The organism is Pseudomonas arvensis, from assembly GCF_056688935.1.
The window spans coordinates 4,772,160-4,789,640 of record NZ_CP162038.1; the positions used below are offsets into that span (position 1 = coordinate 4,772,160).

Genomic DNA, 17,481 nt, shown 5'->3' on the forward strand with positions numbered 1-17,481 from the left:
GCGACAACTTCTTATAGCGCAAACCCCCGTTTTTGGCGGGTTTACGCCAATGCGACAAATAGCGTCGCAAAGGCGCAGTTTAAACCGTGCAAGGGCTTCGTGGGCAGGGGATGACGGGATCTTCGCAAATCCGCCAAGACTGGCCGCGCTAATTGTCTACCGCCGGCGCTGCTACCTGATCTGATCTGCTGGGCTCACTTCTAAAGCTATCAAGGACAGGCACCATGCCTTTGCAAGCTCCTCCCGACGCCCTCCACCTGACAATCCTCAGCAATGCCATCGCCCCTTGGCTGGGCGGCGCCTCTGCCGCCAAGCGCGGGGCGCTGGCAGCCAACCCGCCGGCCGTTGCCGATTGGTACAGCACGATCACCGACCTGCAACATGAAAAGCTCAAACGCCTCAACGGCGAAGCCTGGACCACACAAAACCGTGTGGACCAGGCATTTTCCGCCATCAAGAGCCCCGAAGACTTCGGCGCCGAGTTACTGCAAAAGGCGCTCAAGGATGAGTTCGACCTCGACGCCAACGTACGCACCACTTACCTGCAACTCTATATCCCGCTGACTCTGGCAGGCATCACTGTTAAACCAGGTGCCGCCAGGACCTGGTCGGTCTCCCTGCTCGACGCCGCCCTGCATAACTTCGAAGCCGCTGAAGCCACCGATGGCGCCTATGAGCGCAACTCCGGCTTCACCACCGCGCCCAGCGCCACCGGCCAGTTCGTCAGCCTGCCCGGCTTCGACGAGAAGATCAGCGTGGTGCAATTCACCACCCTGTGCCGGCGCCTGGACATCGGCGGCCAGTACCAGCGCTACCTGGACCAGGCCCTGGATCTGGACAACCCGGTGGCCCGCACCGCCCTGCAGTACTGGCTCAAACAAAGCCACCTCGCTGCGCTGAAGCTGGCTTTGTTCATGGCCGTGCTGAATAAGGACCTGCCCACGGACCACTACCTGAGGCTACTCAACCTGATCAATCAGGATCACCCAGGGCACAGCGATTGCCCCCATGTGCTGGGGCATGACCTGTTTATCATGGGCTGCCGACTCACTGGTATTGTGCTGTTTGCCCAGGACCTGCAAGCCAGTCGCGGCGTGGAGCCGGTGGTCGCCTACATTCCCGACGACCCGGAACACCCCATCAAGTACTACGCCAGCAGTGCACAGTTCAGCCAGGCGCTGGCGACAAAACTGCGCTCGACGGACTATCAACGCTTCTTCAGTCGCTTTGTACGCCACGCAGATGCCGGGGTGTTCTTTGCCAACCTCAATCAGCGTCTCAGCCAGGTAGAGTGGCACCCGCACACCGTGGGCGATCCGCGCCCCAGTTGGCGTGAGACGCCAGTGTCGCGCCCCAAGCTGCAACTCAGCAGCGAGAAAATCGACAGCGGCCTGTTCGAACACCTGTTCGAGATGAAACTGAGCAAGCTGCTGGACGACGCCCGTAGCCGCGCCGTATCCACCGCCACCGCCAACCAGAAGGCCCGTTGGGCGCGCTGGGCCTTTCTCCAGAAAATCGGCGAGGCGCTGCTGCAAGCTATCGCCTTTGTGGCCATGCCCTTCATACCGCCTCTGGGCGCGCTGATGCTGGCGTACACCGCCTACCAAGTGCTCGACGAGGCCTTCGAAGGCGTTATCGAGTGGGCCGAGGGCCTGCAACATGAGGCGCTGGGACATGCCCTCGGGCTCATGGAACAGCTTGTACAACTGGGCCTGTTTGCCACCGGCCTGCCCATTGCCGAAGCCCTGTTACGCCAAAAACTGCCCAAGGAGCTGTTGCAGTTTATCGATCGCTTCAAGCCAGTCACGCTGCCCAATGGCAACCGACGCCTGTGGCGCCCCGACCTGACACCCTACCGTCAGGCACTGAGGCTGCCGGCCGACGCCCGCGCCGATGCGAAGGGCCTGCACCAGCACGCCGGTAAAACGCTGCTGCGTCTCGACGGCGAGCATTATCAAGTGCAGCAAGATGCACGCAGTGGTCGCTATTACCTGCAGCACCCCACACGCCCCGGCGCCTACCAACCGCCAGTGATGACTAACGGCCAGGGCGCTTGGCTCACCGAGCTAGAGAATCCTCTGGGTTGGGACCGCAGCACCCTGCTGCGCCGGCTTGGCTACCAGACCGAAACACTCAGCGACACACAACTGGCGCGAGCCCGTGACGCCAGCGCCACCCACGACAACACCCTGCGACACATGCACGCCACCCAGCAAACGCCGCCACCCTTGTTGGCCGACACCCTCAAGCGCTTCAAGATCGACCAGCAGTTGCAAGACTTCATTACCCAGATGAACAGCGATGATCCGGCGATTTACACCAAAGCCGATGCACAAACCCAGCTGCAACTGCTGACCAGCTATGACTGGTGGCCCACCAGCAAAACCCTGCGCGTCGTCGACACCAGGGGCGAAACCCTCTGGCAGTACAAAGGCGAGGAAGGCGCCAGCGTGGTGCAGGTGCTCGATGCCCAACTGCGCAACGGCGATTTGTTACCCACCCTGATCGAGGGCCTCAACGAAACAGAACGCAAGCAACTTCTGGAAGAGGAATTTGGCGTGCCGCCCTCTTCGCCCCACACCCGTGCCGCCACCCTGCGCAAGAAACTGGCCAGGCTCGCCCAAGACAAGCGCTACAGCCTGTTCGACTCACACTACCGAGGCCAGAATCGTGCCGGCAACGCCCGCCTGCAAAAGATCATCGACAGTACATCACGCCCCGGCCTCCCCACCTGCATCGCCGAAGAACTGCTGGCCAATGCCACCGGCGATGAACTCAAAGCGATAGATGCCGGCAAGGTTCCGCTGCGCCTGGTGGAACTGGCCGAATGGTCGCTGCATGAAGTCCGCACTACCCGTGCCTACGAGGGGCTGTACATGGAAACCATGGAGCCCCCTGACACTGCTCGCCTGGCCCTGCATTCCCTGGAAAACCTGCCAGGCTGGCCGACCTGGATACGCCTTGAAATGCGGCAATACCACGCCGCAGGCAAGCTGCTGGACGCTATTGGCCCACGTTATGCGCTGACCCAGCGAACCTTGGTGGAAACCCCCGACGGCCAGTACATACCACAGGACGATCAAGGCCCATTGTTTGGCACCACCGACCTGTACACCGCCATTCTCCAAGCGCTTCCCGATACCGCAAGGGATGCACTGGGCATTCATATCGGCCAGGGCCCACGCCTCAAGCAGGCGATTGGCGAACACCCACTGGACCGCAACATCCTGCGCCAGTTGCTGGGCAGCGACCCGCTGCTCAAACCCACCTACAACCCGAGCGTCATGCGTCTGCGGGGCGGCATGGAAGGCTATCGCCCTGGCCCTCCCGAACAACCGGACCCCAGTCAACTGCCCTCACTTGAACAGCAGATTCAGACCTTGCGGCCCGCTCTCACCCAAGAACCGATCCGGGAGTTGCTCACCACACTGGGACGCGACCCCGAAGGCGCGCAACTGGGGCTGGACAGGTTGAGAAACGAGTACATACGCCTGGACATCGACCTGCTGGCCTGGGAGTCGAGCACACCCAGCGTACATCCGGAGTCCGGCATACCGCTGAGCGATACAGACCGCGAGTACCTGCGCCGCGATCGCCAGTTATTCAGCCATCAACTGCGACGTGCCTGGCGCCAGGAAACACCCATCGACACTTTCTACGAAACGCCAACCCTCAACGGTCACGTTCTGCGACTGACCGTGCCACGGATTGGCGAGTTACCCCATTTGAACGCCCGCTTCGATCATATCGCCTACCTGGAGCTGCAAGGCGTGAACCAGACAGTGGAGGTCAACCCGTTCCTGTCGCACTTCCCGAGACTGCGCAACTTGAGCATTCGCGACCTGCGCCTAGGCGAATTACCAGCCTCGATTTCATCACAGAGCCACCTCAATGAACTGATACTGAACAATTGCAACATCACCCTCACACCCAGCAGCCAGGCGACCCTCAATGGCATGAACCGCCTGCTGACGCTGGACCTGTACAACAACCCGCTGACGCTGCTGCCCAGCGTGGAGCAAATGCCGAACCTGAACTACCTGGACCTGGGTAATACCGGTATCAGCCAACTGCCGCCGGGCCTGCTAAACCTCAACCAACCCTCCCTGGTAATACTTTCCAACAACCACATCAGCGAACTGCCACTGCAGCTTTTCGACTTGCCCACCGCTACCACCGATCACTACGTCCTGTCTGGCAACCCGTTTTCATACCAGACCCTGGAGCACGTCAAGGCTTACTTCCGACGCACCGGCAGGTACTTGGAGGCAACCCCTGATAGCGCCGATGTCGCCCAGGCCAAACGTCTGTTTCCCCGCTCGGACGACGATACAGTCAACCGTTTTATCTTCGGCCTGCCTGGAGATCTGGCGGCAGGACGAGCAGAGATGACGCAAATGGAAGCGGATCTGCTGAAGATCCGCGAAGACCTGACACCCTGGGCTGAACACAGCGAAATCGACACCCAGGAGCGAGAGAGCCGCCATTATTTCATCACTGCCCTTGAAGCCGGCTGGCGCCGTGAAATCACCTCTGGAGAGCACTTTGAGGACGGGGCTGCAAGCTACGCCTTCATCCTGCATAGACCGATAAGCGGCGAATTGCCCCGCCTGCGCACACGGTTCAACCATATCGCTGCCCTGACCCTCAAGGGCACGGGCGAAACGTTGCGCCTGGGGGAGTTCCTGCAAAGTTTCCCGAATATCAACACCCTCACCCTTGAGCACTATAGTTTGGGCGAACTCCCCGATCTCAGCCCTCTGCACCAGCTTGCCGAGCTAACCCTGAACCAATGCGATATTCCCTTATCCCCCTCTTCGGCCACTACGCTGCAAAGCATGCGCGACCTGAAACTGCTGGACCTGAGCAACAACCCACTGGGGTGGCTGCCAGACTTTGGCCAAATGCCCCAACTCACCAACCTGTCATTGCACAACACCGGGCTGACAGCGTTTCCAGCGTCACTCATCACCCCGCCAACCGTAAGGGCACGGGTAGATTTGAGCCACAACAGCATCAGCGAACTGCCGGACGAAGCGTTCATGTTGCCGGCCAGCATCAGCGCCTCATTCGACCTGGCCGACAACCCGCTGTCGCTCGCCACCTTGAACCGTGTGAAACACTACTGCCAAGCCACCCGGGAGCACTGGAACGTCAGCCTCGCGGGCGGTAATTTGCAACGTATCAAGGCACTGTTCCCGATGCTGTCGGAGCAAGACGCCAAACGGGAGCTGTTTCTATTGCCCGGCGAGCTACAGGATGCCAGTGAGCACATCACCCGACTGGGCCTTGAATACGCACAGCTGGAAACCGACCTGCATGCCTGGGTCCTGGATGTGCCGCTCAGAGACCCGCTGCTCGATACCGTGCTGGATGAAAACAGCCGCGCGGAGGAACAGATCCGACGCCTGCATTTCAAGGATTTACTACTGCGTTGCTGGCGGCGAGAGGTAGAGCTGGACGACAGCGAAACACTGCAACGGCACACCTACAAGTTGGTCTTTCACGGCCAACTAATGGGGGATTTGCCTGTCTTGAGCGCGCGTTTCGAACATGTCACGCTCCTGGAATTGCTGGGCGAAGGCACCAACCAGCAAATCGACGGGTTGTTGCGCGGCTTTCCAAACCTCAAGAGCCTGTCCGTGGAGCGACATGCCCTCACTGCGATTCCCGACAGCGTGTTCAGTCTCAATCAACTGCACCTTCTCAACCTCAGCGAAAACCTGATCCGCTTGACGCCCGACAGCACCGATCAATTGTCGCGCCTGGGCGATCTGATTCATCTGGACTTGAGCGACAACCCGCTCAACAACCGACTCGATGTGCGCAACCTGTCACACCTGACCACGTTATACCTGCACAACTGCGGGTTGACCGAGGTTCCGCTGGGCACCTTCAACCTGCCGCGACTGCGCACCCTTGACCTGAGCGACAACCTGATCGAGCACTTGCCCACAGACCTGCTGGATATGCCCCTGCCGCTCAACGATGACACCGATCTGAGCGGCAACCCCCTGTCCGCCGAGAGCCTGACGATATTGCGCACCTATTACCGTCAAACGGGCTATGAGCTGGGGGTGGAAGAGGCTATGTATGATGAGCACGGCGTGGCGTTGACGCCGCCCGGCACACCGGACCCCATGGAAGAGTAGGCTTCAACCGCGCTCGGAAGGCGCCGACGACAACTCGAACGGGCTGCTGCTGCGCCGCTGGTTGCGGTCTTCACGGGGCGTGGCACCGAAGAAGTTACGGTAGGCGCTGGAGAAATGCGGCCCCGAGGAGAAACCGCACGACAGGCCAATCTGGATGATCGACTTGCTGGTCTGCATGAGCATCTGGCGGGCCTTGTTCAGGCGCAACTCCAGGTAGTACTGGCTGGGGACGCGATTGAGGTATTGCTTGAAGATTCGCTCCAGTTGTCGTCGGGATACGCACACATGCTGGGCAATTTCGTCGGTGGTCAGCGGCTCTTCGATATTGGCTTCCATCAGCAGCACCGCCTGGGTCAGCTTCGGATGGCTGGAACCCAGGCGGTTTTGCAGTGGAATGCGTTGGCGCTCGCCGCCTTCGCGGATGCGCTCCACCACCAACTCTTCGGAGACCGCGCCGGCCAGTTCGGCGCCGTGGTCACGGGCCAGGACCGCCAGCAACAGGTCGAGCACCGACATGCCGCCACAGGCGCTCAGGCGATCACGGTCCCAATCGAACAGATGACTGGTGGCGATAACCTTGGGGAAGCGCTCGGCAAAGTCGTCCTGCCAGCGCCAGTGCACGGCGGCGCGATAACCATCGAGCAGACCCAGTTGCGCCAACGGGTAGACCCCAGCCGACAATCCGCCAATTACACACCCGGCACGCACCAGTTGCTTGAGGGCGGAGCCGAGTTGCGAGGCGATGACGGTAGGCGGCTCATCGGCCAGCAGGAACAGTTTCTGGAAACCTTCCAACTTGCCGGCCCAAGGTTCGCCAGGCAATTGCCAGGCGCCGTCGGTAGCCGGCTCGGCGAGCAAAAACGACAGTTCGTAGACCACATCCGGATGCACCCGCTGGGCAACGCGCAAGGCCTCCTCAGCCAGCGCAAGCGTGAGTGCTTTTGTGCTGGGCCAAATCAGGAAACCAATTTTGTGGGCGGTCATGGAGTGCTATCCGAAGCGAGTAACAGTAATGAAGACAAAGGCCAATGCTAGCCCGTAAACCAACACAAAGCTCAAAAACTGATGAAGATCAATGTGGGAGGGGGCTTGCCTCCTCCCACAGGGAAACTATTTCAAACTGCCGGACAGGAACTGCTGCAACCGCTCGGACTGCGGGTTGACCAGCACTTCGCGCGGGTTGCCACGCTCCTCGACAATACCTTTGTGCAGGAACACCAACTGATTGGACACTTCACGGGCAAAGCCCATTTCGTGGGTCACCACCACCATGGTGCGGCCTTCCTGGGCCAGGTCCTGCATCACCTTGAGCACTTCGCCCACCAGCTCGGGGTCGAGGGCCGAGGTGGGTTCATCGAACAGCATCACCTCCGGCTCCATCGCCAAGGCGCGGGCAATCGCCACACGCTGCTGCTCGCCACCGGACATATGGCCGGGGAACGCATCCTTGCGATGGCCCACGCCGACCTTGGCCAGGTAGTGCTCGGCCTTTTCGCGGGCGTCTTTCTTCGACATGCCCAGCACGTGCACCGGCGCTTCCATGACGTTTTCCAGCGCGGTCATGTGCGACCACAGGTTGAAATGCTGGAACACCATCGACAGGCGCGAACGCATGCGCTGCAACTGTTTCGGGTCGGCAGCCTTCAGGGCGCCGTCCTTGTTGGCCACCAGCTTCAGCTCTTCGTTATTGAGCAGGATCTTGCCGGCATGCGGCTGCTCCAGCAGGTTGATGCAGCGCAAAAAGGTACTTTTGCCCGAACCACTGGAACCGATGATGCTGATCACATCACCCGCCGCGGCGGCCAGGGACACGCCTTTGAGCACTTCATGACTGCCATAGCGTTTATGCAGGTCTTGGACTTCAAGTTTGTACATGCTGTCGGTTCTCACAAAAACAGGTGGTCAGTCGTTGAGCAAGCGCCCGTGCCGCAGCGCTTCGCGCCCCGCCACCTTGGCCAGCCAGAAACCCGCTTGGGCATAACGTAGCCGTTCAACGGCAAACAACACCCCGGACGTGCCAGCGCAGATCACGCTGACGCGGTCTTCCAGGGGATCAATCACTTCAAAAATCGGCTCGCCCTTCTCGATCCAGTCCCCGGCTCTACGCAGGTAACTGATTACCCCGGCGTGGGGTGCAAACAGCAATTCGGTGCCTTCGAAGGGCACGCCTTCGCACGGTTCGTGCTGCGGCGCCGGCCATTCACCTTTGATCAGACCTTGCTCGGCGAGGAACGCGAGGATGCCTTCGGCGTGGAAGATCGCTTCGTCACGGCCAGTGTCCGCTTGACCGCCCAACTCCAGCGTCGTCGCCAGGCAGGCCAGTGGGATCTGCGCGTCGGGGAAGGCGCGGGACAGACGCAGCCACGGCAACGAGCAAGCCTCATCAAACGAGCTGCCGCCGGAGTCTTCCGCAAGCAAACCGACTTTCACATTCAAGTGCGCCGACAACGAACGCCACTGCGGCCAGTGCTGGGGCAGCGCGTACATGTGCAGCGCGGCTTCGGCGTCGCAATGCAGATCGAGAACGATATCAGCGGTGCAGGCGTGGCTCAGCAGGACGCGTTGCATGCCTTGCAGTTGACTGCTCGGCGCGGGCAAGGCGTTGAGTGCGTCGCTCATGGCCTGACGGATCATGCGCACATTGGCGTGAGGATCATCCCCCAGCTTGCCTTGCAGCAACGCGGCGACCGGCTCACTCAACTCGACGAAATCGCGGTTGAAATTCTTGCCGCTGCCGATCTCGAAACGCCCCTGATGGCTGCCTTGCAACAGCTGGCCAAGGCCCATCGGGTTGGCCACCGGCACGAGTTCGATCACCCCATTGAGGGCGCCTTGCTGTTCGAGCTCGGTGAGGCGTTTTTTCAGCTCCCAAGCAGCGCGCATGCCGGGCAGTTCATCGGCGTGCAGGCTGGCCTGGATATAGGCCTTGCGCTCGCCGCTGCCGAAACGGAACACGCTCAGTTGGCGCTCGCAGCCCAGGTGGCCCCAGGGCAACAGGTGATCGATACGTTCCATATCAGTGCTTCCGTGGAGCCAGGTAGCTCAGCCAGCGGCGCTCGGCCAACTTGAACAGGCGCACCAGGATGAAGGTCAGGCACAGGTAGAACAGGCCAGCGGTGATATAGGCTTCGAACGGCAGGTAGAACTGCGCGTTCACCGTGCGCGCGGCACCCGTGATGTCGATCAGGGTGACGATGGACGCGAGACTGGTGGTCTGCAGCATCATGATCACCTCATTGCTGTACTGCGGCAGCGCGCGGCGCAGGGCCGACGGCAATAGGATGCGGCGGTACAGTTTGTAGCGCGACATGCCCATGGCCTTGGCCGCTTCGATCTCACCGTTGGGCGTGGCCTTGAGGCTGCCGGCAATGATCTCGGCGGTGTAGGCACTGGTGTTGATCGCAAAGGCCAGGCACGCGCAGAAGGTCGCGCTGGACAGCAGCGGCCACATAAAGCTCTCGCGTACCGCTTCGAACTGCGCCAGGCCGTAGTAGATCAGGAACAGCTGCACCAACATCGGCGTGCCGCGGATCACATAGGTATAGAGCCAGGCCGCGCCGTTGACGACCGGTTGCTTGGACACACGCATCAAGCCCAGGGGCAAGGCGGCAAGCAGGCCGAAGAACAGCGAGATGGCGAGCAGTTTCAGGGTGGTCAGCAGGCCGCCAAGGTACAGCGGCATGGCCTCCCAGATGACGTTGTAGTCGAAGATCATAGATCAGCCGCCCTTACGCCTACCGAGTAGCGCTTCTCAAGATAGCGCAGGGCCAGCAACGACACGCTGGTGATCACCAGGTACATCGCCGCCACTGCGAGGAAGAAGGTAAAAGGCTCGCGGGTGGCATCTGCCGCCTGCTTGGCCTTGAACATCATGTCTTGCAGGCCCACCACCGAAATCAGCGCAGTGGCCTTGGTGAGGACCAGCCAGTTGTTGGTGAAACCAGGGATCGCCAGCCGGATCATCTGCGGCACCATCACCCGGAAAAACACCTGGAAACTGCTCATGCCATACGCAAGCCCGGCTTCGGCCTGGCCCTTGGGAATGGCCATGAAGGCGCCACGGAAGGTTTCCGAGAGGTAGGCGCCAAAGATGAAACCCAGGGTGCCGATACCGGCGGCCAAGGGGTTCAAGTCGATATAGTCGTCATAGCCGAGCATCGGCGCGACGCGGTTGAGCAAGTCCTGGCCGCCGTAGAAAATCAGCAGGATCAGCACCAGGTCGGGGATCCCGCGGATCACCGTGGAATACAAGTCACCCAGCCAGGCCAACCAGCGCACCGGCGACAGGCGTAACGCGACCCCGATCAGACCCAGAACAATGGCCAAGGCCATGGACGACAAGGCGAGCTGAAGCGTCAACCATGCGCCATCGAGGATGACGGCCCCGTAGCCTTTCAACATGATTCAGGTCCTCGAAAAGGGGGATGAAAAAATGGCGCAAACCGCAGGAATTCTGTTGCTTGCGCCATTTCAGACAGACAGCTAAGACGATTTACTTGGCGTCAGGGCCGTAAATGTCGAAGTTGAAGTACTTGTCCTGGATAGCCTTGTACTTGCCGTTGGCGCGGATCGCGGCAATGGCTGCGTTGATGCGCTCCAAGTTTTCCTTATCGCCCTTGCGTACCGCGATGCCGATGCCTTCGCCGAAGTATTTAACGTCGGTGAACTGTGGGCCTACGAACGCGTAGCCTTTGCCCGCAGGGGTGTCGAGGAAACCTTCCTGCAACAGGGTAGCGTCCGCCACGGTGCCGTCGAGGCGACCGGCTTCCACGTCCAGGTAGATTTCGTTCTGCGAGCTGTAAGGCACAACGGTTGCACCTTTAGGCGTCAGGACTTCCTTGGCGAAACGGTCGTGGATCGAACCGCGCTGCACGCCGATCTTCTTGCCTTTCAGTTCGTCCAGGCTATCGCTGACGGTGGTGCCTTGCTTCATCACCAGCTGCGCCGGGCTCAGGTAGTAGCGGTTGGTGAAGTCCACGGACTTCTTGCGGTCGTCAGTGATGGACATGGACGACAGGATCGCGTCGATCTTGCGCACTTTGAGCGCAGGGATCAGACCGTCGAACTCTTGCTCGACCCACGTGCACTTGACCTGCATCTCTTCGCACAAGGCGTTGCCGATGTCGTAGTCAAAACCGACGATGCTGCCATCCGGCGCCTTCGAGGCAAACGGAGGGTAGGCCGCTTCGATACCAATTTTCAGAGGCTTGCCTTCAGCGAAAGCCTGCATGGACAGCACGGACAGCGCCAGGGCGCCCAACAGCACGAGTTTCTTCATCTTGGGACTCCATCGGTATAGGGCAAAACAGCAGTATGAGCCATGGCCCACGATGCGGCGAAGGTGAAACCGAATTGCGGTGCTGCGTCCTACACCAATTCAACAACGGCGACGACGAGCGAGTGATCGGCATTCTAACGACAGGCCGGAAGCCGATATTTCCTCAATGCGACAACAATTTACAGAAGCACCGAGAAAGCGGTTCCAGCTCATTGACAGCCTCTGAATTTTATGCAGGGACAAAAGACATTAAACCTGTAGACCCTGCAAATTGCGGGCCTATTATTCGCAAACCCTTCTGGCACGGCAAGTCTGGCGTTTAATCTTATTTATTGGCGTGTCTGGAATGGGGTTTTTCGGGGCACGGGCGTAGCGCTTTGCCTCATGTTTGGGCATGGGGTTACACATTTGCGCCGCTCGGTAACATTCAGAAACCTCCTACGCGAAAAACCGATATTTATTGGCCTGGTGGTCATGCAGATCTGTCAGCTACTCCTCCATACCCACCTTGGAATGCAATCCAAATGTGCGAGGGGGCTTGCCCCCGATGAGGGAGTGTCAGTGGGCTAATTTGGCACTGACCCACTGCAATCGGGGGCAAGCCCCCTCCCACATTGGATCTACATTGGTTTCAAGACCCCACAAAAAAGCCCCACCCGACACACGCCGGATGGGGCTTTGTCCCACTCACCCGCCTTACGCGACGTTCATGGTCTTGTGCGTCTCAATCAAATGCGCCACCACACCCGGATCCGCCAGGGTGGAGATATCGCCCAACCCGTCGTACTCAGCCGTGGCAATCTTGCGCAGGATACGGCGCATGATTTTGCCCGAACGGGTCTTCGGCAAGCCCGGCGCCCACTGGATCACATCCGGCGAAGCAATCGGCCCGATCTCCTTGCGCACCCAGTTTTTCAGCTCCAGGCGCAACGCTTCGTTCGGCTCTTCGCCATTTTTCAGGGTGACATACACATAGATACCCTGGCCCTTGATGTCATGCGGCACACCCACCACCGCCGCCTCAGCGACTTTCGGGTGGGCAACCATGGCACTTTCGATCTCGGCGGTGCCCATGCGGTGGCCGGATACGTTCAACACGTCATCCACACGCCCCGTGATCCAGTAGTAACCGTCCTCGTCACGGCGCGCGCCATCACCGGTGAAGTACATGCCACGGAAGGTCTTGAAATAGGTATCGACGAAGCGGTCGTGATCGCCAAACAGCGTACGCGCCTGACCCGGCCACGAATCGAGGATCACAAGGTTACCTTCGGCAGCGCCTTCGATCAGGTTGCCCAGGTTATCCACCAGCGCCGGCACCACGCCGAAGAACGGCCGTGCCGCCGAACCCGGCTTGAGCGCGTGGGCGCCTGGCAGCGGGCTCATCATGTTGCCGCCGGTTTCGGTCTGCCACCAGGTGTCGACAATCGGGCAACGGGATTGGCCGACGTTCTTGTAGTACCAATCCCATGCTTCCGGGTTGATCGGCTCGCCCACGGAGCCGAGCAGGCGCAGGCTGCTGCCGTCTGCCCCTTCAACGGCGGCGGTGCCCGAGGCCATCATGGCGCGGATTGCGGTCGGGGCGGTGTAGAGGATATTGACCTTGTGCTTATCGACGATCTTCGCCACCCGCGTGATGTCCGGGTAGTTCGGCACGCCTTCGAAGAGCACGGTGGTCGCGCCGTTGGACAGCGGGCCATAGACAATATAGGTGTGGCCAGTGACCCAGCCGACGTCGGCGGTGCACCAGTAGATTTCGCCTGGGCGGTAGTCGAACACGCGCTCGTGGGTCAGGCCGGCGTACAACAGATAGCCGCCGGTGGTGTGCTGCACGCCTTTAGGCTTACCGGTGGAACCGGAGGTGTAGAGGATGAACAGCGCTTCTTCGGCGCCCATCTCTTTCGGCGCGCAGACAGTGCCCGCCACTTTCATCAGGTCTTCGTACCAGATGTCGCGATGCTGGTTCCACTTGATCTGGCCGTTGGTGCGCTTGCACACGATGACCTTCTGGATGCTGCTGGTTTCCGGGTTGGTCAGGGCGTCGTCGACGTTGGCCTTGAGTGGGATTTTCTTACCGGCACGAATGCCTTCATCGGCAGTGATCACCACCTTCGACTTACAGTCGATGATGCGACCGGCCAGGGCTTCCGGGGAGAAACCGCCAAACACCACCGAATGAATCGCACCGATGCGCGTACACGCCAGCATGGCGACCACGGCTTCGGGGATCATCGGCATATAGATAGTCACCACGTCACCGCGGTGTACGTCCTGGCCACGCAGGGCGTTGGCGAACTTGCAGACTTGCTCATGCAGTTCGCGGTAAGTGATGTTGCGGCTCTCGGCCGGGTCATCGCCTTCCCAGATGATCGCAATCTGATCGCCACGCTCGGCGAGATGACGGTCCAGGCAGTTGTAGGACACGTTCAGGGTGCCATCGGCGAACCACTTGATGTCGACATGGTGATCGTCGAACGAGGTCTGCTTCACCGTGGTGAAAGGCTTGATCCAGTCGAGGCGCTTGGCTTGCTCACGCCAGAAACCGTCGGGGTTGACCACCGACTGCTGGTACATGGCCTTGTAGGTCGCCTCATCGGTCAGCGTGTTGGCTGCTACTTCGGGGCGAACGGGGTACAGGGAAGCCGCACTCATCTTTCTTACCTCGGTGACAATAGTTGTTTTTGTATGCCCTGTTGTAGCCGGGGCGGCCCCATAGAACCATTCGACGATGGTAGTAACAAGCCCCTACACATTGCCCTGGTATCGACTGACAGGCCTCTGGCCTACGGCCTGCAAGGCTTTTGTCGTTGTGTGAAAAAACCTTTACCACGGGATTGTTACAAAAACCGCCAATAGTGTTTATCAAAAGCACGGGTATATGAATATAACCCGCAGGCCTAAAATCAACTCCGCCAACCAAGGCACTGTGGTTTACACAGCAGTGATTAACAACGTAACAGCCCCCACGAAGGCAACGTTAATCGCAACTAACCAATCCTAAGTTACACACGCGGCCTCACAAGGGCCACGTGACCCCTTTCGCCCTGAAGAAGGTAAGTACAGAAATGAAAGCTCTCGTAGTTATGGCCCTCAGCAGCTTGTGCGCCACCGCCGCCCTGGCCGACGAAGCCCCGACCGAGCTGGCCGGCCACAACGCCCCGATTGTTGAGGATTACACCTACAGCACCCACTTGGACGTTGCCAAAGTGGTGTCCATGAGTGAAGTTCCGAATGTATGTGAAGTTGTACCGGCCAAGATGGAATATGAAGATTCCCACGGTCAGCGCCATATTCTTAATTACAAGATCATGGGCAATGGCTGCTCTAACGGGTAATAACGTCTGAAGTTGGATTCTTATTCGCCGCAAGAAATCGTTCTTGCGGCAAAGAGCCGGTCCTCCCTCCCCTCATCGCCCCCTCGAAAAAAATCCTGCCGCTCGTCCCTTCAACCAACCCCAACAAACTCGCGACTTGGCCCGAAAAGCAGGCTTTTTGTCTGCGATCCGAGACCATCCGCCGCAACACAAAGCCGAATTTTTCCCTATAATGCGCGGGTAAATCGGGCCTGCAATATCCCTTTACACAGGGACGAAGAGCCAGACCTGAGGCCTCCGCTGGAGCATGCACCTAGCGCTCCGCACCTCAAGCCTCACGCAGAACCCGTTACCCAATTGCGTTTATTTGCCTGCGCGAGCTGTTGCAACAAACGATTCCTTTAAAGAACCACCGCGGCCTGAGGGTCGTGTGAACACCCAACCATCCGGTTTCACACGGGCACCTTTGAGCCCTCACGCAGGAGACGACACGTCATGCTGAGCTGGGACGAATTCGACAAAGAAGAAGAAGGCGAAGTAGCCACCAAAGGCGCCAACGCCGGCCACGCCACCGAAGCCAACATGGACCGCCTCGACGGTGCCGGCGCTGCTGCCGCCATCGAAGCCCGCGCCGTCACCGCGACTGACTCCGCCGCCATCGTGCGCGCCAAGGCCGCCCTGGACAAACTCGACGTCGCCGAAGGCCTCGCCGAACTCGAAGGCTCCGCCGCCCGCGTCGCCGTTGACGAAAAGCGCATGATCAACTGCCGCGCCGACCTCAACCAACTCGTACCCTTCAAGTACGACTGGGCCTGGCAGAAGTACCTCGACGGCTGCGCCAACCACTGGATGCCGCAAGAGGTCAACATGACCGCCGACATCGCCCTGTGGAAAAACCCCGAAGGCCTGACCGACGACGAGCGTCGCATCGTCATGCGCAACCTGGGCTTCTTCTCCACCGCCGACTCCCTGGTCGCCAACAACCTGGTCCTGGCCGTGTACCGCCTGATCACCAACCCGGAGTGCCGCCAGTACATCCTGCGCCAGGCCTTCGAAGAAGCGATCCACACCCACGCCTACCAGTACTGCATCGAATCGCTGGCCATGGATGAAGGCGAGATCTTCAACATGTACCACGAGATCCCATCGGTCGCCAAAAAGGCAGCCTGGGGCCTGAAGTACACCCGCTCCATCTCCGATCCGAAGTTCGAAACCGGCACCGTCGAGACCGACAAAGAGCTGCTGCGCAACCTGGTCGCCTACTACTGCGTGCTGGAAGGCATCTTCTTCTATTGCGGCTTCACCCAGATCCTGTCCATGGGCCGTCGCAACAAAATGACCGGCGTGGCGGAACAGTTCCAGTACATCCTGCGTGACGAGTCGATGCACCTGAACTTCGGTATCGACGTAATCAACCAGATCAAAATCGAAAACCCACATTTGTGGGATGCCGAGATGAAGGAAGAAGCGACCCAGATGATCCTGCAAGGGACTCAGTTGGAGATCGAATACGCGCGCGACACCATGCCGCGTGGGGTGTTGGGGATGAATGCGGCGATGATGGAGGACTACCTCAAGTTCATCGCGAACCGTCGTCTGTCGCAGATTGGGTTGAAGGAAGAGTATCCGGGGACGACGAATCCGTTCCCGTGGATGAGTGAGATCATGGACTTGAAGAAAGAGAAGAATTTCTTTGAGACTCGCGTGATTGAGTACCAGACCGGCGGCGCGTTGAGCTGGGATTGATTCCTTAGCGACTGTCACCATAAAAGCCCTGACCTGATCGGGGCTTTTTTATGCTCAGTGAATTGGCATTTCTTGAAGTACATCACATCAAGCACCTCGCCCAGAAGGGTTCGGATCGAACCTCCAATGCTGTAGCCTTGTGCCCCAATTGCCATCAGCGTTGTCACCGGTCGAGTGACCGGGAGGCTTTCACCGAAGGGCTTTACGCCAAAATCGGAAGATTGGCACGGGAGTAGACTCCTGCTGTCACAGCTGATGCGCACTAAAAAATACTAGAAAGGACCGAGGCCAACCCGTGAACCCAGACATGCTCGAAGCCGGCCCCATCGACGCCAAAGTACTCTCCGTCTTTGACTTCGACGGCACCCTCACTCACCACGACAGTTTCGTGCCCTTCCTCAAGTTTGCCTTTGGCCCCGGCGAGTTCTATGGCCGGATGGTCAAGCTGGCGGTGCCGGGGCTGCGCTTTTTGGTGCGGCAGATCAGCCGGGATGAGTTGAAGGCTCAGTTGATCCGCACCTTTATGACTGGGGTGGAGAAGGCGTGGGTGCAGCAGAAGGCCGAGGAGTATTGCCAGCGCAATTGGGCGCGGTTGATGCGCCCGGCGGGGGTGTTGTCGGTGGAGCAGGAGCTGGGTTCGGGCGCCGTGGTGACGCTGTGTTCGGCGTCGCCGGCATTGGTGTTGCAGCCGTTTGCGGATCGGCTGGGTATCAAGTTGATTGGCACTGAGCTTGAGGTGGTCGACGGGGTGTTGACCGGCAAGCTCACCGGGAATAATTGCCGGTGTGAGAACAAGGTGTTGCGGCTTGAAGCGGTGTATGGCGACTTAGGCGAGTATCGGCTGCGGGCCTGGGGCGACACGCGTGGGGATCGGGAGTTGCTGGCGGCGGCGCAGGATGCGCATTTTCGGCATTTTCATGCGAAGAAGAAAAAGCGGGCTCGGTTGCAGCGGTGATGGGGTTAATTGGGATCGGCTGGAACACCGAGTCGA

General features: G+C 59.6%; 11 protein-coding genes and 1 pseudogene. 5 read left to right on the plus strand and 7 right to left on the minus strand.

Going from position 1 to position 17,481, the window contains the following annotated elements; all coding sequences use genetic code 11:
* Positions 1–224 precede the first annotated feature (224 nt).
* Positions 225–6,152 (plus strand): dermonecrotic toxin domain-containing protein, encoded by a 5,928-nt coding sequence (locus tag AB3G88_RS21570; protein WP_480451585.1) that lies wholly within the window; start codon positions 225–227, stop codon positions 6,150–6,152.
* Positions 6,153–6,155: 3 nt separating this feature from the next.
* On the opposite strand, the gene AB3G88_RS21575 is transcribed toward AB3G88_RS21570, so the two are convergent.
* The 7 genes from AB3G88_RS21575 to acs all read right to left on the minus strand — a co-directional run bounded on the left by AB3G88_RS21575 (position 6,156) and on the right by acs (position 14,082).
* Positions 6,156–7,136: a GlxA family transcriptional regulator gene (locus AB3G88_RS21575; RefSeq protein ID WP_099587210.1), complete on the minus strand. Its 981-nt coding sequence runs from the start codon at positions 7,134–7,136 to the stop codon at positions 6,156–6,158.
* 126 nt (positions 7,137–7,262) lie between these two features.
* Positions 7,263–8,027, minus strand: coding sequence for an ABC transporter ATP-binding protein (locus tag AB3G88_RS21580; protein ID WP_090400457.1), 765 nt, complete (start codon positions 8,025–8,027; stop codon positions 7,263–7,265).
* Between the two features lie 27 nt (positions 8,028–8,054).
* Entirely contained in the window at positions 8,055–9,167 is a 1,113-nt protein-coding gene (locus AB3G88_RS21585; protein ID WP_480451588.1) for a succinylglutamate desuccinylase/aspartoacylase family protein, read from the minus strand.
* Position 9,168: 1 nt separating this feature from the next.
* Entirely contained in the window at positions 9,169–9,867 is a 699-nt protein-coding gene (locus AB3G88_RS21590) for an ABC transporter permease (protein WP_099587212.1), read from the minus strand.
* Complete coding sequence (locus AB3G88_RS21595) at positions 9,864–10,553, minus strand: ABC transporter permease (RefSeq protein WP_032886746.1); 690 nt, start codon at positions 10,551–10,553, stop codon at positions 9,864–9,866. The genes AB3G88_RS21590 and AB3G88_RS21595 overlap by 4 nt, the downstream gene beginning before the upstream one ends.
* Positions 10,554–10,644: 91 nt before the next feature.
* The gene (locus tag AB3G88_RS21600) at positions 10,645–11,430 is read right to left on the minus strand and encodes an L-arginine-binding protein AotJ (protein WP_099587213.1); all 786 of its coding nucleotides are present in this window, start codon (positions 11,428–11,430) and stop codon (positions 10,645–10,647) included.
* Positions 11,431–12,126: 696 nt separating this feature from the next.
* Entirely contained in the window at positions 12,127–14,082 is a 1,956-nt protein-coding gene (acs, locus tag AB3G88_RS21605) for an acetate--CoA ligase (protein ID WP_099587214.1), read from the minus strand.
* Between the two features lie 413 nt (positions 14,083–14,495).
* Between acs and AB3G88_RS21610 the strand changes: the two genes are divergently transcribed.
* The 4 genes and pseudogenes from AB3G88_RS21610 (at position 14,496) to AB3G88_RS21625 (ending at position 17,445) form a co-directional block, all read left to right on the plus strand.
* Positions 14,496–14,765 (plus strand): DUF2790 domain-containing protein, encoded by a 270-nt coding sequence (locus AB3G88_RS21610; RefSeq protein ID WP_099587215.1) that lies wholly within the window; start codon positions 14,496–14,498, stop codon positions 14,763–14,765.
* A 474-nt stretch (positions 14,766–15,239) separates the two neighbouring features.
* Positions 15,240–16,490 (plus strand): ribonucleotide-diphosphate reductase subunit beta, encoded by a 1,251-nt coding sequence (locus AB3G88_RS21615; protein WP_480451591.1) that lies wholly within the window; start codon positions 15,240–15,242, stop codon positions 16,488–16,490.
* A gap of 62 nt (positions 16,491–16,552) precedes the next feature.
* Positions 16,553–16,726 (plus strand): annotated as a pseudogene (locus AB3G88_RS21620) (HNH endonuclease); the annotation flags it as partial.
* A gap of 71 nt (positions 16,727–16,797) precedes the next feature.
* A complete protein-coding gene (locus tag AB3G88_RS21625) occupies positions 16,798–17,445 on the plus strand; it encodes an HAD-IB family hydrolase (protein WP_191947398.1) in 648 nt (215 codons plus the stop codon).
* The last annotated feature ends 36 nt before the right edge of the window (positions 17,446–17,481 follow it).